25 protein-coding genes and 3 tRNA genes are annotated in these 25900 nt (G+C 37.5%); 13 read left to right on the top strand and 15 right to left on the bottom strand.

The window, feature by feature from the left end; all coding sequences use genetic code 11:
- Positions 1 to 35 precede the first annotated feature (35 nt).
- The 3 genes from ABJQ32_19255 to ABJQ32_19265 are packed head-to-tail and all read right to left on the bottom strand — an operon-like array spanning position 36 to position 1949.
- On the bottom strand, positions 36 to 725 hold the full coding sequence (locus ABJQ32_19255; protein ID MEP5291804.1) for a head GIN domain-containing protein: 690 nt from the start codon (positions 723 to 725) through the stop codon (positions 36 to 38).
- 49 nt (positions 726 to 774) lie between these two features.
- Positions 775 to 1275, bottom strand: coding sequence for a CAP domain-containing protein (locus ABJQ32_19260; GenBank protein MEP5291805.1), 501 nt, complete (start codon positions 1273 to 1275; stop codon positions 775 to 777).
- On the bottom strand, positions 1272 to 1949 hold the full coding sequence (locus tag ABJQ32_19265) for a hypothetical protein (protein ID MEP5291806.1): 678 nt from the start codon (positions 1947 to 1949) through the stop codon (positions 1272 to 1274). Before ABJQ32_19265 ends, ABJQ32_19260 begins: the two co-directional genes overlap by 4 nt.
- Positions 1950 to 2167: 218 nt before the next feature.
- On the opposite strand from ABJQ32_19265, the gene egtB reads away from it, so the two are divergent.
- Positions 2168 to 3421 carry an ergothioneine biosynthesis protein EgtB gene (gene egtB / locus ABJQ32_19270; GenBank protein MEP5291807.1) on the top strand — a complete coding sequence of 418 codons (1254 nt, stop codon included), beginning with the start codon at positions 2168 to 2170 and terminating at the stop codon, positions 3419 to 3421.
- A 5-nt stretch (positions 3422 to 3426) separates the two neighbouring features.
- Positions 3427 to 4380: an L-histidine N(alpha)-methyltransferase gene (gene egtD, locus ABJQ32_19275; protein MEP5291808.1), complete on the top strand. Its 954-nt coding sequence runs from the start codon at positions 3427 to 3429 to the stop codon at positions 4378 to 4380.
- 116 nt (positions 4381 to 4496) lie between these two features.
- Here egtD and ABJQ32_19280 read toward each other — a convergent pair.
- From ABJQ32_19280 to ABJQ32_19290, 3 genes are all read right to left on the bottom strand, one after another.
- A tRNA-Leu gene (locus ABJQ32_19280) sits at positions 4497 to 4580 on the bottom strand.
- A gap of 103 nt (positions 4581 to 4683) precedes the next feature.
- The gene (locus ABJQ32_19285) at positions 4684 to 5265 is read right to left on the bottom strand and encodes a TIGR00645 family protein (protein MEP5291809.1); all 582 of its coding nucleotides are present in this window, start codon (positions 5263 to 5265) and stop codon (positions 4684 to 4686) included.
- A gap of 78 nt (positions 5266 to 5343) precedes the next feature.
- Positions 5344 to 5742 carry an RDD family protein gene (locus ABJQ32_19290; protein ID MEP5291810.1) on the bottom strand — a complete coding sequence of 133 codons (399 nt, stop codon included), beginning with the start codon at positions 5740 to 5742 and terminating at the stop codon, positions 5344 to 5346.
- Between the two features lie 41 nt (positions 5743 to 5783).
- On the opposite strand from ABJQ32_19290, the gene ABJQ32_19295 reads away from it, so the two are divergent.
- Complete coding sequence (locus tag ABJQ32_19295) at positions 5784 to 6794, top strand: SRPBCC family protein (GenBank protein MEP5291811.1); 1011 nt, start codon at positions 5784 to 5786, stop codon at positions 6792 to 6794.
- A 167-nt stretch (positions 6795 to 6961) separates the two neighbouring features.
- On the opposite strand, the gene ABJQ32_19300 is transcribed toward ABJQ32_19295, so the two are convergent.
- A complete protein-coding gene (locus ABJQ32_19300; GenBank protein MEP5291812.1) occupies positions 6962 to 7795 on the bottom strand; it encodes a DUF3667 domain-containing protein in 834 nt (277 codons plus the stop codon).
- A 90-nt stretch (positions 7796 to 7885) separates the two neighbouring features.
- Between ABJQ32_19300 and ABJQ32_19305 the strand changes: the two genes are divergently transcribed.
- The 3 genes from ABJQ32_19305 to ABJQ32_19315 all read left to right on the top strand — a co-directional run bounded on the left by ABJQ32_19305 (position 7886) and on the right by ABJQ32_19315 (position 9715).
- Positions 7886 to 7967 (top strand) — tRNA-Leu (locus ABJQ32_19305).
- A 43-nt stretch (positions 7968 to 8010) separates the two neighbouring features.
- Positions 8011 to 9168 carry an AI-2E family transporter gene (locus ABJQ32_19310; GenBank protein MEP5291813.1) on the top strand — a complete coding sequence of 386 codons (1158 nt, stop codon included), beginning with the start codon at positions 8011 to 8013 and terminating at the stop codon, positions 9166 to 9168.
- Between the two features lie 175 nt (positions 9169 to 9343).
- Positions 9344 to 9715 (top strand): response regulator, encoded by a 372-nt coding sequence (locus ABJQ32_19315; GenBank protein MEP5291814.1) that lies wholly within the window; start codon positions 9344 to 9346, stop codon positions 9713 to 9715.
- Between the two features lie 207 nt (positions 9716 to 9922).
- On the opposite strand, the gene ABJQ32_19320 is transcribed toward ABJQ32_19315, so the two are convergent.
- Positions 9923 to 9998 (bottom strand) — tRNA-Lys (locus tag ABJQ32_19320).
- A gap of 95 nt (positions 9999 to 10093) precedes the next feature.
- Between ABJQ32_19320 and ABJQ32_19325 the strand changes: the two genes are divergently transcribed.
- Positions 10094 to 10810 carry an SH3 domain-containing protein gene (locus ABJQ32_19325; GenBank protein ID MEP5291815.1) on the top strand — a complete coding sequence of 239 codons (717 nt, stop codon included), beginning with the start codon at positions 10094 to 10096 and terminating at the stop codon, positions 10808 to 10810.
- Here ABJQ32_19325 and ABJQ32_19330 read toward each other — a convergent pair.
- Positions 10803 to 11600, bottom strand: coding sequence for an SDR family oxidoreductase (locus tag ABJQ32_19330; GenBank protein MEP5291816.1), 798 nt, complete (start codon positions 11598 to 11600; stop codon positions 10803 to 10805). The two genes, ABJQ32_19325 and ABJQ32_19330, sit on opposite strands and share 8 nt — an antisense overlap.
- Before the next feature lie 124 nt (positions 11601 to 11724).
- On the opposite strand from ABJQ32_19330, the gene ABJQ32_19335 reads away from it, so the two are divergent.
- Positions 11725 to 14217: a DUF5686 and carboxypeptidase regulatory-like domain-containing protein gene (locus tag ABJQ32_19335; GenBank protein MEP5291817.1), complete on the top strand. Its 2493-nt coding sequence runs from the start codon at positions 11725 to 11727 to the stop codon at positions 14215 to 14217.
- A 15-nt stretch (positions 14218 to 14232) separates the two neighbouring features.
- Here ABJQ32_19335 and ABJQ32_19340 read toward each other — a convergent pair whose 3' ends face one another.
- Positions 14233 to 16797 (bottom strand): gliding motility-associated C-terminal domain-containing protein, encoded by a 2565-nt coding sequence (locus tag ABJQ32_19340; protein ID MEP5291818.1) that lies wholly within the window; start codon positions 16795 to 16797, stop codon positions 14233 to 14235.
- A gap of 150 nt (positions 16798 to 16947) precedes the next feature.
- Between ABJQ32_19340 and rlmD the strand changes: the two genes are divergently transcribed.
- Positions 16948 to 18342, top strand: a complete 1395-nt coding sequence (gene rlmD / locus ABJQ32_19345; GenBank protein ID MEP5291819.1) for a 23S rRNA (uracil(1939)-C(5))-methyltransferase RlmD — start codon at positions 16948 to 16950, stop codon at positions 18340 to 18342.
- Positions 18343 to 18395: 53 nt separating this feature from the next.
- Here rlmD and ABJQ32_19350 read toward each other — a convergent pair whose 3' ends face one another.
- A complete protein-coding gene (locus ABJQ32_19350) occupies positions 18396 to 18872 on the bottom strand; it encodes a DUF302 domain-containing protein (GenBank protein ID MEP5291820.1) in 477 nt (158 codons plus the stop codon).
- Positions 18873 to 19018: 146 nt separating this feature from the next.
- Between ABJQ32_19350 and ABJQ32_19355 the strand changes: the two genes are divergently transcribed.
- The 3 genes from ABJQ32_19355 to ABJQ32_19365 are packed head-to-tail and all read left to right on the top strand — an operon-like array spanning position 19019 to position 22300.
- Positions 19019 to 21313: an ATP-binding protein gene (locus ABJQ32_19355; protein ID MEP5291821.1), complete on the top strand. Its 2295-nt coding sequence runs from the start codon at positions 19019 to 19021 to the stop codon at positions 21311 to 21313.
- Positions 21303 to 21728, top strand: coding sequence for a response regulator (locus ABJQ32_19360; protein MEP5291822.1), 426 nt, complete (start codon positions 21303 to 21305; stop codon positions 21726 to 21728). The genes ABJQ32_19355 and ABJQ32_19360 overlap by 11 nt, the downstream gene beginning before the upstream one ends.
- Positions 21725 to 22300, top strand: coding sequence for a biliverdin-producing heme oxygenase (locus ABJQ32_19365; protein ID MEP5291823.1), 576 nt, complete (start codon positions 21725 to 21727; stop codon positions 22298 to 22300). The genes ABJQ32_19360 and ABJQ32_19365 overlap by 4 nt, the downstream gene beginning before the upstream one ends.
- Before the next feature lie 20 nt (positions 22301 to 22320).
- On the opposite strand, the gene ABJQ32_19370 is transcribed toward ABJQ32_19365, so the two are convergent.
- The gene (locus ABJQ32_19370) at positions 22321 to 22905 is read right to left on the bottom strand and encodes a uracil-DNA glycosylase family protein (protein ID MEP5291824.1); all 585 of its coding nucleotides are present in this window, start codon (positions 22903 to 22905) and stop codon (positions 22321 to 22323) included.
- Between the two features lie 308 nt (positions 22906 to 23213).
- On the opposite strand from ABJQ32_19370, the gene ABJQ32_19375 reads away from it, so the two are divergent.
- Complete coding sequence (locus tag ABJQ32_19375; GenBank protein ID MEP5291825.1) at positions 23214 to 23576, top strand: hypothetical protein; 363 nt, start codon at positions 23214 to 23216, stop codon at positions 23574 to 23576.
- Positions 23577 to 23740: 164 nt separating this feature from the next.
- On the opposite strand, the gene hisIE is transcribed toward ABJQ32_19375, so the two are convergent.
- The 3 genes from hisIE to hisA are packed head-to-tail and all read right to left on the bottom strand — an operon-like array spanning position 23741 to position 25883.
- The gene (gene hisIE / locus ABJQ32_19380) at positions 23741 to 24337 is read right to left on the bottom strand and encodes a bifunctional phosphoribosyl-AMP cyclohydrolase/phosphoribosyl-ATP diphosphatase HisIE (protein ID MEP5291826.1); all 597 of its coding nucleotides are present in this window, start codon (positions 24335 to 24337) and stop codon (positions 23741 to 23743) included.
- 3 nt (positions 24338 to 24340) lie between these two features.
- Entirely contained in the window at positions 24341 to 25096 is a 756-nt protein-coding gene (hisF, locus tag ABJQ32_19385; GenBank protein ID MEP5291827.1) for an imidazole glycerol phosphate synthase subunit HisF, read from the bottom strand.
- Positions 25089 to 25883, bottom strand: a complete 795-nt coding sequence (gene hisA, locus ABJQ32_19390; protein MEP5291828.1) for a 1-(5-phosphoribosyl)-5-[(5-phosphoribosylamino)methylideneamino]imidazole-4-carboxamide isomerase — start codon at positions 25881 to 25883, stop codon at positions 25089 to 25091. The genes hisF and hisA overlap by 8 nt, the downstream gene beginning before the upstream one ends.
- Positions 25884 to 25900 lie beyond the last annotated feature (17 nt).

Here is a 25900-nt window from a genome sequence, read left to right on the forward strand (position 1 = left end):
ATTATTCATTGAATAATTTTCAATTCTTAATTACACTACATCTTCCTTACTTTTCCGCTACCAGAAGAATTGCTAACAACACGATCAGGGTTGCCTGCATAGTAGACACTTCCACTTCCTGATATATTTGCACTAACCTCATCCGTAGCAGTAATGTAACAGCTGCCAGACCCACTAATGGATGCTTGAAATATCTTTACGGTAAGATCTTCAGCTTTTACCCTTCCCGATCCGCTGATCTTTGCTTCAGCCTCATTTGCTTCTCCATTTAATCGTATGCTTCCTGATCCAGAAATTCTGAGATCCATTTCATCACTATTAAGGTCAAGCTCCATATTTCCAGACCCACTTACAGATAATCGAACATCTTCTGTTTTAAGCATTCCATCACTCTCGATTGATCCACTTCCACTTACAGAGACTCCTTCTATTTCATCCATGGTAATATAGATGTCAACTTCCGATCTTCTCCAACCATCATTCCAATTCCACTTACCTTCTTTTTTAATGACTAATTTATCACCGCGTATTTCGAATTCAATCTTATCAAAAATGTCTTGGTCACATTCAATCTCGACGCTTTGGGTAGATCCTTGCTTTAAATAAACAGTTCCTGAAATGCCCAATGATAATTCACTGAAGCTGCCTACGTCAACAGTTCTTCCTTGCCCCAGAGATGGGAACACAATGATTATAGATAATAATAAGGTTATTAATGTTTTCATTTTATATAGAGTTTTAATAAAAGACCATTTTATCTCAGCAAGGTTGCAATTAGTATGGTTTTTTACCAACCCAATTGCCAGGGGGATCATAGTTGCAGACCCAAATGTCCATGCCATCACATTCAATTTTTGCACAGCCTACTTTTTTAGTTGTTTGCCATACCATCTGCGTGTAGTGACCACACATTTTTCCTGACTTACATTTATTTCTCTTGTAATTGTAGTCTGCTTTCTCACTAGCCCAAGCATCTACCACATAAGCAGCATCAAAAACGCCTGCCGTTCCTTTGAAAAGGTTCTCCCCGAATTTATTATCAGGTCTGTGTTCCCAGCCACATTTTTTTCTTTTTAACTTCTTGGCCCAATCTGCTGCCAGAGCTGCCATTTCGTCGGACCATTCTAGTTTCTCATTAACGCCTACATCAGCACGCCAATAGTTATGTCGATCTAGTATCATGTTGATTTCTTCATCCGTTAGAGCTGTTTGTTCATCAGGGATGTTGGAAGAAGTAAACCATAGCAGGCTTAATAAGAATAAAGGGATCTTCATATGTTTTTTACTGTTAATTCGTCCTTGCGGATTAAGTAAAGATATTTTGCAATGTAAAACGCACCAAAGCCGCTGAGTATGTGCCAAAGAAAATGTGAGCCCATTGGAATAAGCTGTGCAACGCTGTAATCAACACGTCGAAACATTAAACTTAGCGCAAGAAATAATGCAGAAATAAATATTGGTTTAAAATGCTTGTATTGATGTTTCATCAAGTAAAAAAAGACTGGAAAGAAAATTAGAAATCCAGTAATAGTATAACTGAGATTAACTGCAAGGTGTGGGGTGAAATAGTCAAAAACGGCATATCGAATAAAAGCAAATGGGAGTACCACAGTTGCAACTTGCCATCTTTTAGGAAGGACCTTATCCCAGAAGTAAATACTAACAGATAGCGTTACTACTGCAGTTGGGAATACATCCATCCACAATAAAAATTTTGAGGATCGAAAAGCATGAAAAAGTGTACTTCCCATGCCTCCTAAAAACAATAATGGCATTAGAAAATAGAGAAATGGAAATTCTTTAGCGTTCCATTTTAATCTAAAAGCCCAATATATTGAAGGGAGTACAATGGCGAGTGAGGAGAGGGCATTCCATGGTTCAGAAATATAGGCGGTAAGATCTGTTTCGGCGTAAATTGGCCCACCGTCGGTGGGCAAGAGTGTCTGCATGAAGTATGTTTTAAGTTCTTTTAACTATACGAATAACTAACTGGCAAGGATTTTGATTTCTCAATATTAACTATGAGCATGTATTTGTTCTAATCTTTTTTGGTTAGTTGAGAATTCTGTCTGCTAATTGTCGGATAAGGTTTCTTTTTTGAATAATCGTCCTTTTTTTATGGATTCTCTCGTCAAGATTTATATATTGAAAAAAATCCTATTTCGTTTTGCAATCTGTTATTTCTTCCGAATTCAAATTATTAGATAACTATCAGAGAGTGAGGGCGCAAACTCAATTTCTTTGCGACCCACTGGAAATAGAGGACTTTGTTGTCCAACCCGTAATAGATGTAAGTCCGTTAAAATGGCATCTTGGACATACGACTTGGTTTTTTGAAAACTTTATCCTCGCTCCCAATGTAGAAGGCTATAAAGTATTTCATCCTAAGTATGCTCTTCTATTCAATAGTTACTATATCTCCGCGGGAGATAGATGGTCTAGAGAAAACCGAGGGCAGCTCACTAGACCCACAGTTAAAGAAGTATTTGAATACAGAGATTATGTGAACCAGCATATGTCCAATTTTCTAATGGAAGGGGTTTCTGATGAAATAGCTGAAATAGTTATACTGGGAATTAATCATGAGCAGCAGCATCAAGAGTTATTTCTATATGATATTAAGCGCATATTAGGAGATAATCCACTCTATCCTGCTTATCGGGAAGATCAAATTGCGGTAAAAAGAGTCAAATCTAATACTGACTGGTTAAAGATTCCTGAGAGCATCTATGAAATTGGTTTTCAGGGTAAAGGTTTTCATTTTGATAATGAGGAAGGAGTTCATAAAGTTTTTCTGCATGCATACCAGATAGGATCTAGTTTAGTTACTAATGGTGAATACATAGAGTTTATAAATAGTGGTGCTTATACCAGTCATTCCTTGTGGCTTTCTGAAGCTTGGGATTGGGTAAATAAAAATAACATTTGTGCTCCACGATATTGGGAGATGATTGATGGTGAATGGTGGCATTATACACTTTATGGATTTGAGAAAATTAATAGCGGCGATCCGTTGTGTCATGTTTCGTATTATGAGGCAGATGCTTTTGCTAGATGGAAAGGTTGCCGATTGCCCACCGAGCAAGAATGGGAAGTAGCTTGTAACACATTCTCACCTAAAGTATCTAATAAAGGAAATTTTGTAGAAGAAAATAATTTCAGACCTATTCAAACGGAGGATCATAATTTTTTCGGAAATGTATGGGAGTGGACTTCAAGTCCGTACGTTTCCTATCCATATTATAATCCTCCTGCTGGGGCTTTAGGAGAATACAATGGGAAATTCATGGTGAACCAAATGGTACTCAGAGGTGGATCTTTTGGAACGGCTAGAAGCCACATTCGATCTACCTATCGGAATTTTTTTCACCCCCATTTACGTTGGATGTTTTCTGGTATTCGCCTCGCTAAGCATATTTAATATCAATGTCAAAAGAATCAATTACACTCACACCATTTGCTGAAGATGTTCTTACTGGCCTTCAAGCTTATAATAAAACTCTTCCTTCTAAGTATTTCTACGATACAAAAGGGGATGATTTATTCCAGCAGATTATGCATTTGGAAGAGTATTATTTAACCAGAAAGGAGCTTGAGATATTCCAAACGCATAAAGAAGCTATTTTAGAAGCTATAGGCGATGGGCAGCCATTTAGAATCATTGAACTAGGTGCTGGAGATGGTTTAAAAACCAAAGTTTTGTTGAAGCACTTTTTAGAACAAGGCGTAGACTTTACTTATACACCAGTCGATATCTCAGGGAATGTACTCGAGATTTTAGAGGAGAATCTTTCATCTGAAATGCCTGAACTAAAAATAGAATCTTATGAGGGGGACTATTTTGATGCGCTCTCTGAAATTTCTGAAAGTCCTGAAAAGGATATTGTATTCTTTCTAGGATCTAATGTGGGAAATTTTTCTCAAGAAGAGGCAGAAAGTTTTTTATCAAAACTGCAAAATTTCCTAAAGCCAGAGGATCTTCTTTTTATGGGTGTAGACCTTAAAAAAGACCCTGCCATTATCTTAAATGCATACAATGATTCAACAGGAGTTACTAGAGAGTTTAACTTAAATCTGCTTGATCGAATGAACTCAGAGTTAGAAGGAGACTTTGATCGAAAGCAATTTCTTCATTATCCATACTATAACCCACATACGGGAGAATGCAGAAGTTATCTTATTAGTAAAGTTGAACAAGTAGTTACCATTGGAGGTGAGGAAATTCATTTCAGGGCTTGGGAAGCTATATTCATGGAGATATCTAAAAAATATGATCAGCCACAGTTGCAATCATTAGCACAAATTTCGGGATTCAAGCCATTGGATTCATTCCTTGATTCGGAAAAATGGTTTGCGAATGTTCTTTGGGAAAAAGGATAAAAGTGCCGATGAGAAGATTCGATCTGGCCGATCACATCGCAGCGGTGAACCGCCTTCCTCGGATACCATTTACATAGGTAGATAGCTTTCTATTCATAAACAAATGAATGAAAAAGTGCGCATGAGAAGATTCGAACTTCCACGGGATTGCTCCCACCACCCCCTCAAGATGGCGTGTCTACCAATTCCACCACATGCGCAAGGTTGGCAAAAATAACTTTTTGAACGAAAAACTATCTGGTTAGAGATAAAAAAAAGCCAAAGGATTCTCTTTGGCTTTTTCGTATAGAAAAGTTAATATTTTTAATGCTCTTCTTCACCTTCTCCATGTGGTTCGGGAGCGTGCGCAGCATGGTAACTATGTGTGATCTTTTCAGTTTGTGATAACAGCAGAGCCGAGACAATGAAAACCATGTGAATTACGATCTCTATCACAATACCTTCAGGGCTTGTTTTCTGAACTTCATTTCTGTAATCAATAAAAGTCTTTAGTAAGTAGACCCCAGAAATAGATGCTAAAGAGGTTGCTAACTTAATTTTTAATTGACCTGCGTCAAGTCCTTCAAGCCATAGTGGCTTATCATCATGCATGTCTACATCTATGCGACTGGTAAATATTGAGTAGCCACCTATGGTTACCATAACCACAAGATTCATCACCATTGAAATATCCACAAGTCCCAAGATGCTTAGCATCATCTTTGTTTCATTCCATATGGTAGTATACTTTACCATGTACATAAGTTCCTGGAAGAACTTGAACAAATAGAAAAAAGAAGCAATGATTAGCCCAGTATAAAGCGGAGCTTGAACCCATCTACTCCAAAAAATAAAACCTTCGAAAAAGCTTTCAAATCGTTTTATTGGGGTATTATCGTTACTCATAGTTTGTTGACTAATGTGAATTAAACCTGAAATATAAATGATTATTTAGACGAAAACTTCTAAAAAAACGAAATAAAGCTAATCTTCCTTAAATAGTACTAAAGTCCCACCAATATAGTCATGTAAACCTTTTCTTCTTTTGTTGAAAAGAATCATAATAAAGCCTCCAAAAAACAAGATAAGGGACAAAATTTTGGTAAGATTTCTAATAACGCTTTTAAATAATATTATATGATTCTGGTTCTCATCACTCACCTTTAGCCGTGCCCATTTTTTTCCAGGAGTAGCTTGCCATTTACTTACTTCAAAGAGGGCGTGATAAAGGATATATACAGACCCCATGATGATTATATCAAACCCGGCGTAAGAGATGATAATAGATATTAAATAATATATTCCCAGAATCGGTAACAAATCTATGTTATGCGCTAGGAGTCTCTGCCAAAAAGTAGCGTATGAATATTTAGTTTCTTCCAATCCTACTAACTTTAGTCATCACAAAAATCTACAATCTAACTATGAAAGCTCTAAAAATTATTGGTATTGTCATACTTGCGGTTCTTCTTTTAGGAGTGCTAGCAACGGTATTTGGGCCTAAAGAAGTTCACATTCAGCGTGAAACAACTATAAATGCTTCTGTGGATGCAGTTTATGCAGAAATCAGTGGATTTAAGACATTTGATCAATTTTCTGCCTGGTCTGAAATTGATACAACAGCAGAGATCACTATTCAAGGCCCAATTGCTGGTGTTGGTGCCAGCTATAGTTGGAATAGCGATAATCCTGATCTTGGTGTAGGTGAAATGCAAATAATAGAAGTAGATGAAAGCAAAATGGTTAAGTATAAAATGAGTTTTGAAGGATTTCCAGGAGAACCCACAGCCTCATGGTTTCTTGTAGAAGAAGAGGGCAGAACGAAAGTCACTTATACATACGATCAGGAAGGTATCTCTGGAATATGGAAGCTATTTGCTTACGGTACTGAAGGCATGCTAGGGCCAATGTATGATCGGACGCTTGAAAAGTTAAACAATAGGGTGGAAGGTCGACCAATATTAAAATCCCGTATAGCTGTTCAAGAGGTTAGTCCAATAGTTTTTGCCGGAAAAGAAGTGACATCTGCTAATAATGTGGGGGAAATATCTGATGTGATGGAGGAAGCTTATGGTGCGATTATGATTTCTATTATGAAAAACGGATTGACAATGACTGAAGAGTATCCATTAGCCATATCTACTAGCTATGACGAAAGTAGTATCTCCATGATTTGTGGTATCCCTGTGGCTGATGGTTCTGTCATTGAAGGAGAAGATGTAAGCGTGATGAATTCTCCTGAAGGAGCTGCCTTGAGAGCGCTACACTTTGGTGACTATGCTTTACTTGAGGATACACATAATCAAATTGATCAATACGCTAATTACTATGGATATGAGATAACTGGGTATCCTTGGGAAATATATGTTTCAGATCCGAGTATAGAATCAGACACTTCCAAGTGGATAACTGAAGTGTACTATCCTGTGAAGTAAAATGAAAATAGATCTTTCAAAGCCTCTCTTGTAGAGGCTTTTTTGTGAAGATTCATATTCAATCCAAAAGATTGATTCATATTTAGAATAGTATTAATTCACAACGTGTGATCAAAAAATCTATCTACTGGAGGGGGGCTTTATGCTTATTAGCGTCCTTGATAAGATTAGGTACTTAGGAAAGTAATCCAGAAGATGATAAACCTATAAAATCCTTGAGATACTGCAATTCCTAAAAAAAGCAATGGGGAAATAAGTATGGAAAACCACCATTTGTTCTCAGTAAATATTTTATAGGAAATAATTAGATAAACAATTGGAATGATTAAAAGGAACGTGACAAACCATATTTTTTCATTATTCAATATTGGAAGAAAGCCAAGGTAGGTATCAATTAGGTCTCCGATGATAATAATGGAAAGGAAGAAGCTGAAAAAATGGATCGAGAAAATAAAACTGTCAAAGTAGAAGCGTCTTCTCCAAAAAGAGAATAAATAGACAAACAAGGCAATCAATGGGACATTCAAAATCATGATGATTTTTGAGATGTCGTCTGAATTTTTATTGTACCTACGTTTATATTCATCAAATTTAATTCCTCTAGCTTCAATTTTTTTGTCCACCCATTCTTTAGCCGTACTACTATATGGTTGATGTTTTATCTGATCAATTAATGGCAAAGAGTAGTCAGTTAATGGAGTAAGGAAAAAATAGATCAAGTTAACAAAAAGGAAGAGTGAGATTGGAGATAGATACTTGCGCCTTTTCCCACTTAAAAACTCGATGGTCATCACTCCTGGTTTGAACAGGAGGTTTTTTAAGGAAATATAAAATCTGTTATCAAGGAAGAAGAGGTTGCCGAAAAAATCTCCCATAAGTGTTAACATTGATCGATCTACATTATCAATAGCCTTTTGACCACAATTTTTGCAATAAGATCCATTGATGATATCATTACAGTTTAGGCAAGGCTCGTTGATTACACTTATTTCTTTAGGCATATTTCACTTATTAGAGTCAAATATAAAATAGCATGTTGCAATGTTATTATTGATTAGATACTTTTGCCCACCGTTTGCTAAAAACGCTTTGCCTGAGTGGCGGAACTGGTAGACGCGCACGACTCAAACTCGTGTTCCGCAAGGAGTGCCGGTTCGATTCCGGCCTCAGGTACAAAAACCCTTCCTGATATATAGGAAGGGTTTTTTATTTATTGATGTCCCTTACAGAACACAGAAGTATCTTTAGCTCTCCTAACGAAAGAATCATGCATATCTCTTTTAGTAAGTTATTCTATATCATAGCCTCCATCATTGGAGTAGCAGCAATTCTCTTTTTTGGTAAAGTGATTCTGGTGCCGATTTGCTTTGCGATGTTGTTTGCATTCATTCTCTATCCAGTGGTTAAGTGGCTTATGAAAAAAGGAGTCAAAAAAATTATTGGAATCTTTCTGACCATAGGAGGAGTATTCATTTTAACCATTGGGATACTTGTACTATTCTCCGCTCAGATTATTGATATTGTGAGTGAGTATTCAAATTTTCTAGAAAAACTAGAAAGTACCTTGGAAACTTCTATTTCGTTTCTCAACAACAAAGTTCAAGTGATTCCTGATTTAGAATCAGAGACAATTCTAGAGAAACTTTCAAATGTATTTTCAGATAGTAGCTTCTTAATCATATCCGATACGGTTAATGTAACGAGCTCTTTTCTTTCGTTTGTTGTACTCTCTGTTATCTATACTTTTTTGATCATTTTCTATAGTGAGCATCTAACTGAAGCTCTTGTCAGATTTAGCTCAAAAAAGAATAGAGGTTCATTTTTGAAAATGCTAAGAGAGGTTCAACAAGTGGGACAACAATACTTCATGGGAATGGTTTTTTTGATTCTTATTCTGGGTGTTTTAAATACTGTTGGTCTCTTAATCCTTGGCATTGACTATGCCTTCTTTTTTGGATTTTTAGCAGCGTTACTGGCTATAATACCTTACGTAGGAACCACTCTTGGAGGGCTTATCCCTACACTCTATGCATTTGCTACATATGATAGTTATTGGTACGCCATAGGCGTTATTGGCATATTTTGGTTTATTCAGTTTGTGGAGGGAAATTTTCTAAGTCCAAGAATAGTTGGAGGGAATATGCAAATAAATGCATTGTTCTCTATCTTTTCTTTAATAGCAGGAGGGGTACTTTGGGGGATCCCTGGAATGATCTTGTTTTTGCCTTTGGTGGCCATGTTGAAAGTAGTATGCAGTCACGTAAAAGAGCTAAAGCCTATAGCTGTATTGATAGGAGAAAGGATTACGAAAATAGAACCACCAGAAGAAAGAGGCGTTCTCGAAAAGGTGATTTATACTTTGAAAAGAAAGTAGATTATTTTTTAAAAAGAGGGGTTTAATGGTGGGTTCGCTTAAAGGAAATGATTCCTTAAGTAAGTGATTTGACATAAACTGGAATTGATATAAGAACTTCGACTGCTTTGCTGTATTTTACGGTCAGTGAAAAAGCCCTAATTTTGTTAGTTATATTAGAGAAGATAGTATCACATTGAGCAACAAAGAATATAGATACCTGATCATAGAGGATGATCCTGCTTTTGTAGAGATTTTAAAAGTAGTTGTTAGTAAAGTCCCTCAAATGAAATTAATTGGCACTTCGGACAATACGTTGGATGCGGCCAAGCGAATTGATTTAGACAAGCCTGATATTTTGTTGCTGGACATCAATATTTCTGGACTTGAGGGACCAGAAGTGTTAGAGTTAAGTGAGCATAAACCTAAAACCATTGTAATATCTAGTCATCCTGAGGAGGTAATGGAGAATTATGATGTGGAATATGTTTCATTCATTCAGAAACCTCTTAAAAATGCTGAACAATTGATTAATGCCATTCATAAGTGCATTGACATAATGGGCTAAGTGTGAGAATTATTTCAGTAGACCCAACCCACTCATCACACCTTAGCATAAATTTTTAACTACTCGAAAGGAATAAGAGTAAGTAGTTTAAGCTTCCGAGAGACTGACCCTAGACTTTCCTGAATTGGGTTAACCCTGACTTATTACCTATTTGTGTATGATTTGTTGCATACAAAAAATCCCAACTGAATTGTTGGGATTTGAAGATGGTGACTGGCCTGGGGTTCGAACCCAGGACCCACGCCTTAAAAGGGCGTTGCTCTACCAGCTGAGCTAGCCAGTCATTAAAAATTTCCTTTCGTATAAAAAGAAGAGCAATTCAAGACCACTGTCTTAAATTGCGGTTGCAAAAATAAAAATCTTAACCAATTTTACCACATGATTTACCGAATAAAGGTGAGATTATTTCTGGGAATTTTATTCTGCTGCCAACTAAGTGCTTTAATAGCCCAAAATGACGTGCTTATCAAAGCCGATTCATTATTTTCTTTGCAGAAATACACGGAAGCATTCACTGAATATCAGCAGATTTTTAATGAAAATCAGACATCTGCATCTATGTTATTAAAAATGGCTTTCATACAAGATGGACTTGGCAACTACACGGAAGCTCTATTTTATCTCGATCATTATTATCAAAAGTCAGCGAATAGAGAAGTAATAGGAAAGATTGAAGAGCTTGCAGAGGAAAATGAGTTGAGTGGGTATACCTATAACGATGTAGACTATTTTGTCGCATTACATACGAAGTATCGAAATTCGGTAGCACTTGCTCTTATATCTCTCATTGTTCTGTTTTCTGTATATATAGTTATAAAACGGAAGGAAAACCAAACACCAATTGCGGCAGTAGTCATTCAAGGAATAGTAATTCTAGCTCTTTTTGCAGTTATTAATTTCAAGCGTAGCAAAGAGGGAATTATTGTATCTGATCAAACACTTCTGCGTTCTGGACCTTCAGCAGGAGGTGAACCAATTGATTTTATTGAGAAGGGACATAAGGTAAAGGTGCTGAGTGTGGATCAGGCTTGGGCAAAAATTTCGTGGGACGGAAGAGAGGTTTATGTAAGGAATTCTAGAATCAGGCTTATTTAAGCGGATTGTCTGGCTCTTTTTTCATCATGTTATAAATCATGTTATCTAATCGGGAAGGAATTACCTTGTTAAGAAAAACTGCCATTTTGCCCTGAAAAGTTAAGATAAGGTCACGCTTTTTCTTCTTGGCAGCTTGATATGTTCTTTCTGCTACTTCATCGGAACTCATCATTTTTTTCTCATCTCTTGGAGATTCTCCCTGTGCTTTTCCATCAGCGGTGAGTGCTACGTTTCGAATATTGGAACTGGTGAAGCCAGGACAAACAACCAAAACATGTACGCCACGTGTCATTACCTCTGTTCTCAAAGCTTCAAAGAAGCCTTGCATGGCAAATTTGGAAGACGAATAAGCTGTTCTTGCTGGGGTAGATCTCCAGCCATTGATGGATGACACAGCTATTATAGTTCCTTTGGATTCAAGTAAATGTGGCAAAGCATATTTTGTTGCATAAATGGCCCCATAGAAGTTGATATCCATCAATTGTTTGAAGACTTCAAGTTCCACATCTTCAAAAAGTGCTCGCATGGAGATTCCGGCATTGCATACCAATACATCAACGCGTCCAAACTTTTTCATGGTCTCATCAACCATTTTTTCATTATCATCTTTATCCGAGGCATCAAGCTCTAGTGCGAGAAAGGGCCGCTCACCAAGCTCTGTTGCCACTTGTGCCATGCGATCTCCATTCCTTCCTGTAAATACTACCGCATATCCCTCGTTAGCGTATTTTAGTACTAATGACTTACCAATCCCAGAGGAACCTCCCGTTACTATTGCTACTTTTTGCATGCTCGATTTTAAGCTATGGTATAACTTTTGCCAAGATAACTCACAATAAAAACTTTCTCTTAAAAGATTCATGATGCAACCTAATTTGGCATCAAAGCATTATCACTAAAACCAACACACCTAAATGAAATTATATATTTCGGTACTCGCGATTTTTCTTTCTTTCTTAAGTTTCGGGCAAACAGGAATCAAGGGATTCACCAAAAGTGAATCTGGTGAACCACTTCCATTCTCCACTGTATATGTAAAGGGGACAACTAATGGGACGACATCTAATAGTGAGGGAGAGTTTTTCCTGAAAGTACCTGCAGGGACGCATACTATTGTAGCGCAATATGTAGGGTACGGCGTAATGGAAAAACAGATTACCCTAAATGAGGGGCAAGCCATAAGATTTGACTTTACCCTTAAAGAACAGGCCCTCCAGCTTCAGGAAGTAGTGGTCACAGCTGGGGATGAAAATCCTGCCTATAGAGTAATCAGGGAAGCGATTAAAAAGAGAAAGTTCTATAAAGATGAGGTAAAAGCGTTTAAGACAGATACGTATTTGAAGGGCCTTTTTAGGTTGAATGATAGGCCCGATAAAATTTTAGGACAAAAGATTACTGTCGATACAGGAATTTTGTACCTCTCAGAATCTGTGTCAGAGTTTTCCTTTGAGTTGCCAGATAAGGTTTCTGAGCGCATGATTAGCTCTAAAGTAAGTGGAAACGAGCAAGGGTTTAGCTTCAACCAAGCTTCTGATTTTAACATTAATGTTTATGAGAAATTCATTGACCTTGATATGGAGCGTGAGTTTGTATCACCAATTTCACCTCAAGCCTTCTTATTTTATGATTATGAGTGGCTGGGATTTTTTGAAGAGAATGGGAAATTCATCAATAAAATAAAAGTAATACCAAGGAGATCAACAGATCCAGTGTTTGAGGGAGTGGTTTACATTGTGGAAGATGAATGGCGGTTTCACACCATCGATCTATTAGTTACGAAAGCTAGAGGATTGGAATTTATTGACTCACTCAAAATCAATCAAGTATTCGCTCCATCACAACACGATATATGGATGCCTCTTTCGCAGAAATATTCTTTCGTCTTTGGGGCCTTTGGATTCAAAGGGAGTGGATATTACATAGGGGTCTATTCAAACTATCAAGTGGAACCCAACTATGACATTTACAAAAAAGAGAATCTTTATGAAGAAAAGTTTGCTGTGAAAGGAGAAGAGGATCTTTTTCAAGAAGAAGATTTTAGTGCGGAAGTTTTAGTCGTGGAAGAAGGTTCTAATGAGCGTGACTCTACTTATTGGAAGAATATCAGACCTGTACCGCTTACTGAAATTGAAGTAGAAGACTATCAAGTGAAGGACAGTATTCGGCTTGTAAAGGAAAGTGTTCCTTACAAAGATTCCGTTGACACTGAGACCAATAAACTTACGCTAGGAAATATATTTTTGAGCGGTTATACACATTCGAATAGCGTAGCTGAAAAGTATTGGTCGCTTCCGCCTGTGATAAGTATTTTTCAATTCAATACAGTAGAGGGATTTGTCCCGGAAATTCAACCAACTATTTGGAAGCAGGTAGATGGTAGAACCCAATATTGGATCAGGCCATCGCTTAGGTATGGCTTTTCGAATGAAAGATTTAATGCGAAAGTAGAAGGAAGCTATCGCAAATTAGACGATAAGTTTACACGATTTTATGCCGGAGGTGGACGTTATGTTGCTCAGTTTGATGAGACAGAGGCGATAACTCCTTTTATAAATAGCTATGTAACCTTGGTAAGTGGGGAAAACTATTTGAAGATTTTTGAAAAGACTTTTGGCTATGTACGCTTCCAGCAGGAAGTAAAGAATGGAATTTTGTTGAACACTAGGTTGGAATATGCTTCACGATCTACCTTGTCGAACACAACCGACTTTACATTTGCAACGGAAGAAAAGACGAATTTTACAAGTAACCAACCTCTCAATACAGAACTCGATGATACTAGATTTGAGAGAAATCAAGCATTAATATTTGAGGCCACATTTCGCTTTCGATTCAAGCAGACATACGCTACCAGGCCGGATAGAAAGTTTATCTACAGTTCTAAGTACCCAGAAGTATTCTTGACCTATAGGAAAGGTATAAATGCACTTGGCAGTGATGTGAAATTTGATTTTGTACAATTAAGAGTTGATGACGATATGAGCCTTGGTTTAGTTGGAACGAGTAGCTATGCTGTAGCAGCTGGGGCTTTTCTCAATAAGGATGACCTGACTTTTGTGGAGTATAAGCACTTTGCTGGAAACCAGACTTCATTGAGCCAAGTTGGAAAGGCGTTGAAATTTGAACTTTTACCATTTTATATATTCAGTACATCAAAACCGTATTTAGAAGCTCATTATGAGCATCATTTTAATGAATTCATTTTTAACAAGATCCCATTAGTCAAGAAACTTAACTTTCAGGCAGTAGCATCTGTTAACTATTTAACAACTGAGACGGTTGGTAATTATGTTGAAGTAGGAGCCGGTATTGAACATATTTTTAAGTTCATGCGTGTGGATTATTATTGGGCATTCCAAAACAGTAACTTCTTCGGGAGTGGATTTAGAATAGGTGTGGGATTTTAATTTAATAGCAAAACACTATCTCATTAAATGTACGTATCCCTTAAATTCAGAATTGGTATACTTGATGACGTAATAATATATCCCGCTGGGGAACTGATTACCATTCCAAACAAAATCCCTGGATGAAGATTCAAAGACGGGTGTACCAGCACGATTGGTGATCGTAATAAACTCAAAGTTATTATTACAATTATCAGGAGGAAGGTTTTGATTTGGATCGAAGTTTCCAGATAACTTGAATAGGTCATTTTTGTCATCCCCATTTGGTGTAAAGACATTTGGAGGAAGAAAATCTTTTTGTCTATCAGAATCGTCAAAAATTTCAAAAGTCAGCTTAAGTGTATCAATGTTTTGAATGGGGCAAGCATTATCAGATACTTGAATAACAATATCCTGTAAAGAAGAAGTTTCTCCAAATCGGAGTAGTGAACATTCAGGTTGCCATTTTAAAAGTGCTTTTATCCTCCCTTGTCCTGTAACTGGCTCTAACTCTAAAGTTCCTGATGACGGAGGTCTTATTCCTTCTGCGAACTGTATTGTAATTTGATCCTGCGTGTTAGGATCAAAAGCATCAATTTCAATTTCTACAAACTCATTCACTCGGAGAGATTGGACTCTTTCTATTGGATCAAATTCAGGAGAAGAGTTGGAGGGATAATTAACCTGCATGATATGCCTAAGTGTATCGAAATTTTTGACTTTGCACTTATCATCATCATCAGCTATAAATAGCAATTCAAATTGTTGACCATCAACAAATAGATTCGCATTACAAGCTAGGTCCCAGTTGAAAAAAGAGCTGATTGAGGAATTTCCACTTGTTGCATTAAAGATTGCTCCATAAAACTCAGCATCGAAGTTTCCAGCGACGAAAGAGAGCGTTAAATCATCTCCATCCGAATCGGTTGCAATTATTTCTGTATTTAAGGTCGATCCTAAATCTATTTGACTGGGTAAAGTAGATCCCAATGAAATAACAGGATTGGTGTTTGCGGGGAGCAAGACTTCTGCGTCAATAAAAAGTGTATCTCCCGGGAGATCACATAGGTCTGCATCATTGACTATAATCGATAAATTAAAGTTTTGAATTTCAGAAAAATCAAATACTTCGCAATCAGTATCCCAGGTGAGTGTTCCTTGTACATTGCCTGCAGTGCCAGTCACATTGATCAAATCAAATCCGTGAGCAGAAGGATCTGCTATTCCTTCGATGTATAAGGTTATATCCAGCTCATCATTATCTGTATCTATTCCGTTAATGACTTGAGAATAGGGAGGATCTCCTTCGTTTCTGATAATTGTATTGGATGAACTTGAAGCTAGCGGAACTTGATTTGGTGGAGATTCTACCTGTATGGTCAACCTCACTGTATCCAATTGTGGTAAAGGGCATGCATTATCTGCTGCGATCAAATCAAGAATGAATGGAGCATCTCGGATAGGCGGGCAATCTGGAATACAAACTTCAATTTGTAGGTCACTTCCGTCAACACCTACAGGGACTCGATTTATAGTGAAGATTTCATTCAGCTCCTCATTGAAATTTACCCCTTCGGCTCTTAAAGAAATGGTCTCTCCAAACGTGACATTTGAGACCAAAAAGTCAAAGCATTTTTCTGTATCGCTAGCCGTATAGGTAAGTATGTCTATTTCAGGATTGAATGTAGGATTTCCTGGTATATCAATATCTACGACTGGCGGATCTGGTGGCTCGCATCCATCAACTACCAACATTTGAAAGTCGCGTCTTACTTCACCGATTTTTTCTCCATTTCTATATTCCTCTACTTTCACAGCGAAAACGAAGAGTCCAGTTTGATCCGGATTGACAGTGAGGAGGCCTCTACTACTGATTTGCAGCGGAGGGGACCCGCCAACCATATTATTTTCGGAAAAGCCACTGGTAAATGTTATCCCAAAATGGGGTTTAGGTTGCGGTATCGGTACTGCAACTGCGGAAGAGCTGTTTAACGGGGTGGTCAATGAATAGACAAGTGAGTCACCGTCTGGATCTACCCCTGTAAACTCCACATAGTATAGCTGATTGACACATGCATAATCACTTAATGGTTTGAATAATACGGGGGAAGAGTTTTTAAATATTTCTCCATCTCTCATCAATGGTGGAATCTCCAGAACATAGTTCATTCCTGTCCCTGAAGGGTTTACCAGGTTGTCGACATCATCGTTTCTACAACATCTTTCCCATTGGATGTAGTATCCGTCATCGCTTGCATATGAGGGTGGGTTTAATATTACATCTGCTGAATAGAATACTCTGGAAGTTTGGAGCTCATCTATGGCGCATTCAATATTTGAATATTCTACATCTTCCTGAAGTGCGAGAAATAGATTGTGCGTCGACATCAATTGATTGTCTCCATTTCTGAAAATATACACTGTTACGAATGGGTCTGGTCCTGGATTTTGAGATTGAGCCTCATCAAAATATTGAATCAAATTGATCCTATAGGTACCATCGCTCAGATAGATAAATTCTATTTCTCCCCCTACAATATGAAAGGCTTTAGCAAGCCCAAAGCATGAAACAAGAAGATAGGTTAGGATTAATTTCTTCATTACTAAAAGAACAACAATGAAATGAGCATACACTTACCAATGGATGAATAAATTTATGCGAATTCCATGTGTGCCAGTAAAACTAGCAACATACACATGAAACTACTAAAAACCCTGTAAATCAAGCATTCGAAATAGTAATTTTACTTTATGAAGAAAGGTGATGTAATTGAATCTCTGGAAATAATAGATATATCCTCAGAAGGAAAAGGAGTAGGAAGAATTGAAGGGCAAGTGGTGTTTGTCAAAGAAACAGTTCCAGGAGATGTGGTAAGGGTCAAAGTAAATGGGAAAAAGAAGAAATTCTTAGAGGCATATACTGAGGAATTTCATTTGAAATCTAAAGAACGGACAGAGCCATTTTGCGAGCACTTTGGATTATGTGGAGGATGTAAGTGGCAGCATATGGATTATGAAGCTCAGCTAAAATATAAACAAGGGCATGTAGAAGGAAACCTCAAAAAAATTAGTGGATTAGCTCTTCCTGAAATACAGCCCATTTTGAGGTCTGAAAAGACTTCTTTTTATCGAAATAAACTTGAATTCACCTTTTCAAATTTTAGATGGTTGACAAAGGAAGAGATCGATTCTGGAGAAGAGCATGTTCGAACAGGTTTGGGATTCCATATCCCGAAGCAGTTCAGTAAAATCATCAATGTAAACAAATGTCACCTTCAGTCTGATCCATCTAATGAGATACGGTTGGCGGTAAAGGACTATTCAGATAAGCATGGTATTCCATTCTTTGATGTGAAAAAGCAAGAGGGGTTTTTACGAAATCTAGTTATCAGGACAGCCACTACAGGAGATGTGATGGTAATTCTTCAAGTGTTTTATCGAGACCGGGAATTGATAGACTCGTTGATGAATTTCTTGAAGAGGGATTTTCCACAAATTACGTCTTTGATGTATGTGGTGAATGAAAAAGGAAACGATACGTTTAGTGATTTAGAAGTTGAACTCTTTGCTGGAAATGGTCACATCATGGAGCAGATGGGAGATTTGAAGTTTAAGATTGGCCCAAAATCGTTTTATCAAACCAATTCTGAACAAGCTCACGAACTTTACAAGATAGCTGCTGATTTTGCCAACATTCAGAAGAGTGAATTGGTTTATGATCTTTATACAGGTACTGGTACCATTGCTAATTTCGTCGCGCGATCAGCGAAAAAAGTAGTTGGGATTGAATATGTGGAAGACGCCATAAAAGACGCCTTTGTCAATTCTGAATTGAATGGAATAGACAATACTGATTTCTATGCTGGCGATATGAAAGATTTACTTGCAAATGAATTCATCAATCAACATGGAAAACCGGATGTGATTATCACTGATCCACCTCGTGCAGGCATGCATCCAAGAGTTACACAACTACTTGCAGAGTTGAAAGTGGATAGGATCGTTTATGTGAGTTGCAATCCAGCAACACAAGCTCGTGATTTAGAAGTTTTAGGAGAAGTGTATGATGTGGTAAAAATTCAGCCAGTGGATATGTTTCCTCAGACACAGCATGTGGAGAATGTGGTGTTATTGAAGCTTAAATAGGTGATTATCTAGATGAGAATGATAAACTTAGGATTTATTTAAGTCAAATAGCCCTAGTCTACTTCAGTCATCTTGTCCAGTACTTGACTTACTTTTTCGAGCACTTTATGATCCTTAAGCTCATGACGAGATTTTAGATAGTAAGGGTCATTGTATGCTATTTTCACCTCTCCCGATTCACTTTCAAAAACAATGATCTTTTGAGGTAAATCAATGCTGACAGATTGATTATCCTTCATCAATACAGTTCCTATCTTGGGATTACCGAAGAGGATAATTCGAGTGGGTCTTAAATCCAAATCCACAGAAGCAGCATTCTTACTATGATCTAGCTCAAGAATAATTTTAAGATTGGGATTGGCTTCAATATTGGTTTTAGTTTTCTCGTAGGTGGTGTTAAAATCAAGTGTACTCGTCTTGACTATTAACCCTGATGCTAAATCATTGGAAGATTTATCTTGGGCGCTGCTTATAAATGCTGATATGAGCAGAGCAAAAAAAGCAAATTGGGATTTGAATTTATAAATCATAGTCCCCTAACCCATAATGTTTGCTCAAAAGTTCCTTTTGGTAAGACAGATTTCAGAACTCCAGTATGATTTAATTTTTTCTCTGAGGAAATACGATTGAGTAGACACGCCAATTAACATGACTAAATGGTAAATCATGTTAGAGTATGTTTTTTCCGATTTGTTTACAGTACATTTCCGTTGTGAATGATCCTGAATCTAATAAGAGAAAGCTTTATCCTGATTTTACACTTACGGAGGATAACTGCGATATAGAACCGATTCATCGTCCGGTAGCCATTCAAGGTCATGGACATATCCTTTGTTTTGATCATAATTCACCCAATCATGTGCTAGCCTGTAGTGAGGGACTCAATGAATTGTTTCAAGTAAGTGCGGATACTATATGGACTAAACAGGTGAATGAATGGATGCCGGAACACCTGATGCAATATCATGTTGAAATGAATGAATCCAAAATATGGGATTCGGTCGATCCTATACCTCTTGAACTAAATAATACCAGATATAATATTATCCGTCATATACACAACCAACGGAGGTTTATAGAGTTTGAACCAAGCTTCGATGATCATGCTGAGTTATCTACTTTTCGCGCAATTAGGATTGTTACACACCCACTTTATCGCATCAATGAATTAGAAGAGTTGTACAATGAATTAGCTCAACAATACAGAAAAGTATCAAATTATGATCGTGTGATGGTATATAAGTTTGACCATGATAATCATGGTCATGTGATAGGTGAAGCTAAGAACGATCAACTTGAATCTTTTTTGGGATTACATTATCCGGCTACAGATATCCCAAAGATGGCCAGAGATCTTTTTTTATTGAATAAAAGCCGAATTATTCCAGATGTTAATCAGGAAAACGCATGGTTACAGTTCAACCCGGGGATACAAAATACAATCCCCATGCTTGATCTATCCTATTCTCAACTTCGAGCTACATCGCCCATACATATTCAGTACTTAAAGAATATGGGGGTAAAAGCCAGCTTTACTTTGTCTATAATCATTGAGAACAAACTTTGGGGACTCATTGCTTGCCATAATTATGAAGCTTCCAAGTTTGTTTCATATGAAATGCGTAAGACTGGTGAACTGATTGCAAATGCACTTGCTCAGCGCATAAGCGAAGTGGAAAAGCATAATTTTGATGAGGGGCTAGCTATCAAAAGGAATTGTGATTCTGACTTTCTTTCAAAAATAGGGATAGACTCTGAGATTGGCCTACAGCTGATGGAAATCAGTGGAGAAATACAAAACTTGTGTGATGCGGATGGGTGTGCAGTTATCGTTCAAGACTTGGGAATCAAATCAAACGGACTTGTACCAGATGAAAAGCAGCTAGTAGAAATCAAGGATTGGTTAGTTAATCGTCAAGCTTATGAACCATTTTCCACGGATGATCTGGCTAACGAACTACCCCAACTTAAAATAGCCGAAAAGATAGGAGGAATGGTTTCAATCAGCTTTGATAATGATCACTCATCCTTTATTCTTTGGTTTAAGAAATCTCAGGCTTATAAATTTCATTGGGGGGGTGACCCAAATCAACCCTATGAGGTAGATTATCTGAATGATGGCGAAATAAGATTGAGTCCAAGAAAGTCTTTTGAAAAATGGGAACAGCGAGTAGGGCAAAGATCAGAGCCGTGGAGTCAAATCGAATTGGATATAGTCGAACGTGTTCATCTTGGATTGCAAAAAAAGCTTGTAGAAAGAAATCTGCATCAATCCCGAGCGATGAAAGACGATTTTGAGCAATTAACATATGTAGCTTCTCATGACTTACAAGAACCACTCAGAACCGTAAGCAACTATGTTCAACTACTCTCGGAAGAAATTTCCGAAGATGAAAAAGTGAAAGTAGGTGGGTACATCCAGAAGACCATCATGGCCGCTTCCCGTATGAGGCATCTGATAAATGATATTCTGGATTATTCAAGGCTAAATCAGGAAACGGAGAGTACATGGATATCCCTACAAGATCTTTTGGATGAATTAATCACTGATATGGAAGTAACGATTAAAGAATCTAGTGCTTCTATTGTATACCATGAACTTCCAGTTATCAAGGCAGACAAGATTGAGGTAAGGCAGCTATTTCAGAATCTGATCAGTAATGCTCTGAAATATAAAAAAAGTACAGATCTACCAAGGATAGTAATTGAAGCTCTTCATTCGGATGATTGCATGATTATTTCAGTCAAAGACAATGGAATAGGCATTGAGAAAAAATATTTTGATAGAATATTCCAATTGTTTCAAAGGTTGCATACCGATGAATATGAGGGGACAGGAATAGGACTTGCTCAATGTAAGAAGATCGTTGAGAAATTACATGGAAAGATCTGGGTTACCTCAGAATCAGGACAAGGAAGTACCTTCTCATTCAGTATACATGAATCAATTACCAAAGCAAATGAAAGATAAACTTAAATTGATCTTATTGGTAGACGACAATAAGGATGATAATTTTTTTCATAAAAAAGCGATAGAAAAAGCCGATGCAGCTGAAGAGGTTGCGGAGTGTGTCAATGGCTTGGATGCTTTGGATTTTTTATTAAATCGTGGGAACTATGAAGGTATCGGAAAGTCATACCCCAGACCCGATCTGATCTTTCTTGATATCAATATGCCGAAGATGAATGGGTGGGAATTTTTAGAAGAATATGAAAAACTCTCGGACGATACAAAAGGAGGACCTGTAGTAGTTATGTTAACTACATCGGTCAACCCCAGAGATAGAGAAAAGATGAAAAAATTCAGAATAACAAAAGATTTTTTATCGAAACCTCTAACAGAAAGTGATGTGAGAAAAATAGTGGAAGAATATATAGTAAAATGAGTGAGATTCCTCTGTACCTGACGAATTTACGTAACGCTACACGCAAGGCACATGAGCGCTTAGAGCTTTTAACTGAAAGTGATCTTTTTTTTGAGCAACCCAGCAAAGCCTATTATTCCAAACTATTGCAAACCCACTATTATCACCATTTAACCATTGCCAAACATACGACCGCAATTGCCAATGATGGTAATAAGATACTGGACTGGCCTGATTGTATTCGGTTGGACGCTCTAAGAAAAGATTTAAGCCAACTGGGAGTTGAAGTTTCTGATTCCATAGACATATCTACAACCAAACCAGCAGCTTACGTTGTTGGACTTTGTTATGTCTCTGAGGGATCATGTATGGGCAATCAGATGATGCTCCAAGCCTTAAAAAAACATGAGGAATTTAATTCATGGCAAGCGAGTTACTTTTTTGAATCGTGTAAAAAGGATTTCGGCATTCGATGGAAATCATTTCTGGAGGCAATGCACCCTTACGGTGAGCATGACTATGATAAATTAGAATCTGGAAGTCTACATGGCTTTGAGTTATTCGAAAAAATATGGTTGGATCAAAGCATTTAGGCATTTTGGAAGGACACATTTCATAATCTACTTATGCTAAAAATATTATTTACCTGTTCTTTTAATACCGGAAGCAATTCCTCTTCAAACCATTCATTTTTTTTCATCCATATATTATTCCTTGGAGAAGGATGTGGCAAAACAAAATAGTCAGGTAAGTATTCGGAATAGTTTTTCACCGTATCTGTCAACGTCCTCTTCCTCGTTTCTTTTAGATAATAGGCCTGTGCATATGTTCCAATCAGAATAATCAACTTTGACTTATTCATCTGCTTAAAGAGGGAATCATGCCACTGAGGAGCGCATTCAGGTCTGGGTGGAAGATCTCCTGTTTTTCCTTTTCCAGGATAGCAAAACCCCATAGGAATTAGTGCTATTTCTTGAGGGTCATAGAATGTTGATTTATCAACATCTAACCACTGTCTTAGTCGTTCTCCACTCTTATCATCCCATGGAATACCTGTTTTATGCACAACAGCTCCTGGGGCTTGTCCAATAATCATGACTTTACTTTGAGGATGTGCTGAGAGAACTGGGTTTGCCCCCAGCTCCAGATAATCGGCACATATCGTGCACTTCCTTATTTCGCTTAAAAGCTCCTGCATTTTTATCAAATAAAGAATTTCTTGAAAGATACTAGCTGGTTGCTAATGATCTGCTTGATTACTAAACTATCACATTATTTCATGTGTATAGCTCTACAAATTACGATAATGTTTTCTCAGATAATGTTCAAAAAAATTCATAAATAACGAATCAATATTCATTCAAATACTTTCATATTGCTTAAGTAATTCATATGCTTTTATCCGTTATTTGCCTTCAGAAAAACTGAGTGAATTCACTTTTAAAGAAGATGTCCGTTTTTTTGATTTAACTAGCTTATCGATCCTACTATTAAAGCAATAACCTCATGCAAAACGATCCGGAATTAGACCCAAAACAATTGGGGCGCGTCTCTGCAGATTTCGTTAAGGTATCAGAACCTTTAAAAGAAGCATCATATGCGATCAGAAAGCAAGGTTTTTCTGAGTACCCAATATTTCCTATGTGTCAGATCAATCAACCTATTGGGCAGGTCTTAGTGGAGGCATTCCAAGCGGAAAACGATTGGCATTATTATGCTTCTTTTATGGAAGAGTTTGCGCAGAGAGGTTTGATAGCAGATGAAAAGATATTTAAAGAGAATTTTAAAGATCCAGATGAGTTTTGTTGCTTATTCGTAATCGATCAGGAGTTTACCAACTTTGTATTTGTGCCATTTCCTATAGATTAAAAAAGGCCAGCATTTGCTGACCTCTTAAATAGCTGTTTGACAAGCTATGATGCTTTTTATAACATAATTGTTAACACAATTAATAATGCAATTCTATATTAGAATAATTAAATAATCGTATTTAATCGATCAATCAAAAATAGTCATCGAGGAAAGTGGCTAAACTATCGTTGATGCCTTTCCATTAGTTTAGCTTCCACATCTTCTAGCTTCAATCCCTGATCTGCGAGTAATACTAGAAAATGATAGAATAGATCAGACGATTCTTCAATCAATAGGCCCTTTTTTCCATCCATAGCTTCCAAAATCACTTCAGTTGCTTCTTCACCTACTTTCTGAGCGATCTTCTTTGTGCCTTTTTTAAAGAGTTCTGTAGTGTAAGACTTTTCAGAAAGATTTTCTTTTCTAGAATTAATGACTCCCTGCAGTTCATGTAGAAATCCAGCGGGTTCTTTGTCCCCAAAACAGGTATAAGTTCCTTTATGACACGTCCCGCCTTCGGGCATTACTTTAATGAGATAAGTGTCATTGTCACAGTCTTCTGCTATGCTTACTACATTCAGAAAATTACCGGAGGTTTCTCCTTTGGTCCACAACCTTTGCTTAGACCGACTAAAGAATGTCACTTTTCCTTCCTTATTGGTTTTTTCTAATGATTCTTCATTCATGTAGCCAAGCATCAACACCTGATTGGTTTGTGCATGCTGGATGATTGCGGGAATTAATTGAGAGTTGTTAGTCTCGAGTTTTGAGTTAGTCATATGCTATATTCTGATTTCTATATTCTGATTTCTAAGAAACTCTTTGAGTTTAGGAATAGGAATTTCTCCGAAGTGAAAGACACTAGCAGCAAGTGCTCCTGTCGCTTTGGTTTGTTCAAATACGTCTGCAAAATGTTCACTTGAGCCTGCTCCCCCAGAGGCAATGACAGGGATGTTTAAATCCTTTGACAGCTTATCGGTTAGCTCTAAAGCAAAGCCTTTCTTTGTGCCATCATTTTGCATGGAAGTAAGCAGTATCTCACCAGCACCTAAAGATTCAACTTTTTTTGCCCACTCATATACATCTAAGTCTGTAGCCTCTCTTCCTCCTTTGACAAACACTTTCCACTCGCCATTTACAAGCCCGGCATCAATGGCTACCACGATAAATTGACTGCCGAATTCATGAGCAATCTCTTGTACTAATTCTGGTCGTCTAACCGCAGCGGAATTAACACTTATTTTATCTGCTCCTGCTTTTACTAAAACTGCAGCATCTTCTACCGAAGATATACCACCACCCACTGTGAAAGGGATATTGATTTCATGGGCAATTTGCTCTACTAATTTCACAAATGTTTTTCGTCTATCCACGGTAGCTGTGATGTCTAAGAATACCAGCTCATCAGCTCCTTCTTTTACGTAGCGCTTGGCTAGTTCTATTGGATCACCGGCGTTCCTTATGTCCACAAAATTGACACCCTTGACGGTTTGCCCATCTTTGATATCAAGGCATGGTATGATTCTTTTCTTAAGCATTGATTTCTGATAGTTCTTTTAAAGTCACTCTATTCTCATAAATAGCCTTACCCACAATAGTGCCTTCTAATCCATTCTCTTTTAGTTTAACTAAATCATCTATAGAACTCACACCACCGCTGGCAATCAACTTCAGATCGGGAAGTTTCTGAAGAATGGAATCATAGAGCTCAAAGGAAGGACCTTCTAGCATCCCATCTTTTGAAATATCCGTAGAGATTACATATTCGATACCTTTCTCGACATAACCTTCGATAAATTCTTCAATTTGCTGGTCAGTCCCTTCTTGCCATCCTGAAATCGAAATCTTTCCATCTAAGGCATCCGCCCCTAGAATGATTTTGTCTGCACCATAGGCAGTAATCCAGCTACTAAAAAGTACAGGTTCTTTTACAGCAATACTTCCGCCAGTAATCTGTTGAGCACCACTTTCGAAAGCGATTTTTAAATCTTGATCCGATTTGATACCACCGCCAAAATCAATCTGTAAATTGGTTTTCGTAGCAAGCTTTTCAAGCACTTTCCAATTGACAATATGTTTCTCCTTAGCACCATCCAGATCTACAAGGTGTAAATACTGAAGGCCAGCGTCTTCAAATGACTTTGCTACCTCTAAAGGATCTTCGTTGTAAATTTTCTTCGTGTCGTAATCCCCTTTTGAAAGACGTACACACTTTCCTTCAATGATGTCTATGGCTGGTATTATTCGCATAATTCTAATATTATCGTCATTGCGAATCCGCCGGTAGACGGATGAAGCAATCTTGAAATTGAGATCGCTTCGCATGCTCGCGATGACGTTTT

The sequence above is a fragment of the Marinobacter alexandrii genome, assembly GCA_039984955.1.
Taxonomy (GTDB): Bacteria; Bacteroidota; Bacteroidia; order Cytophagales; family Cyclobacteriaceae; genus Ekhidna.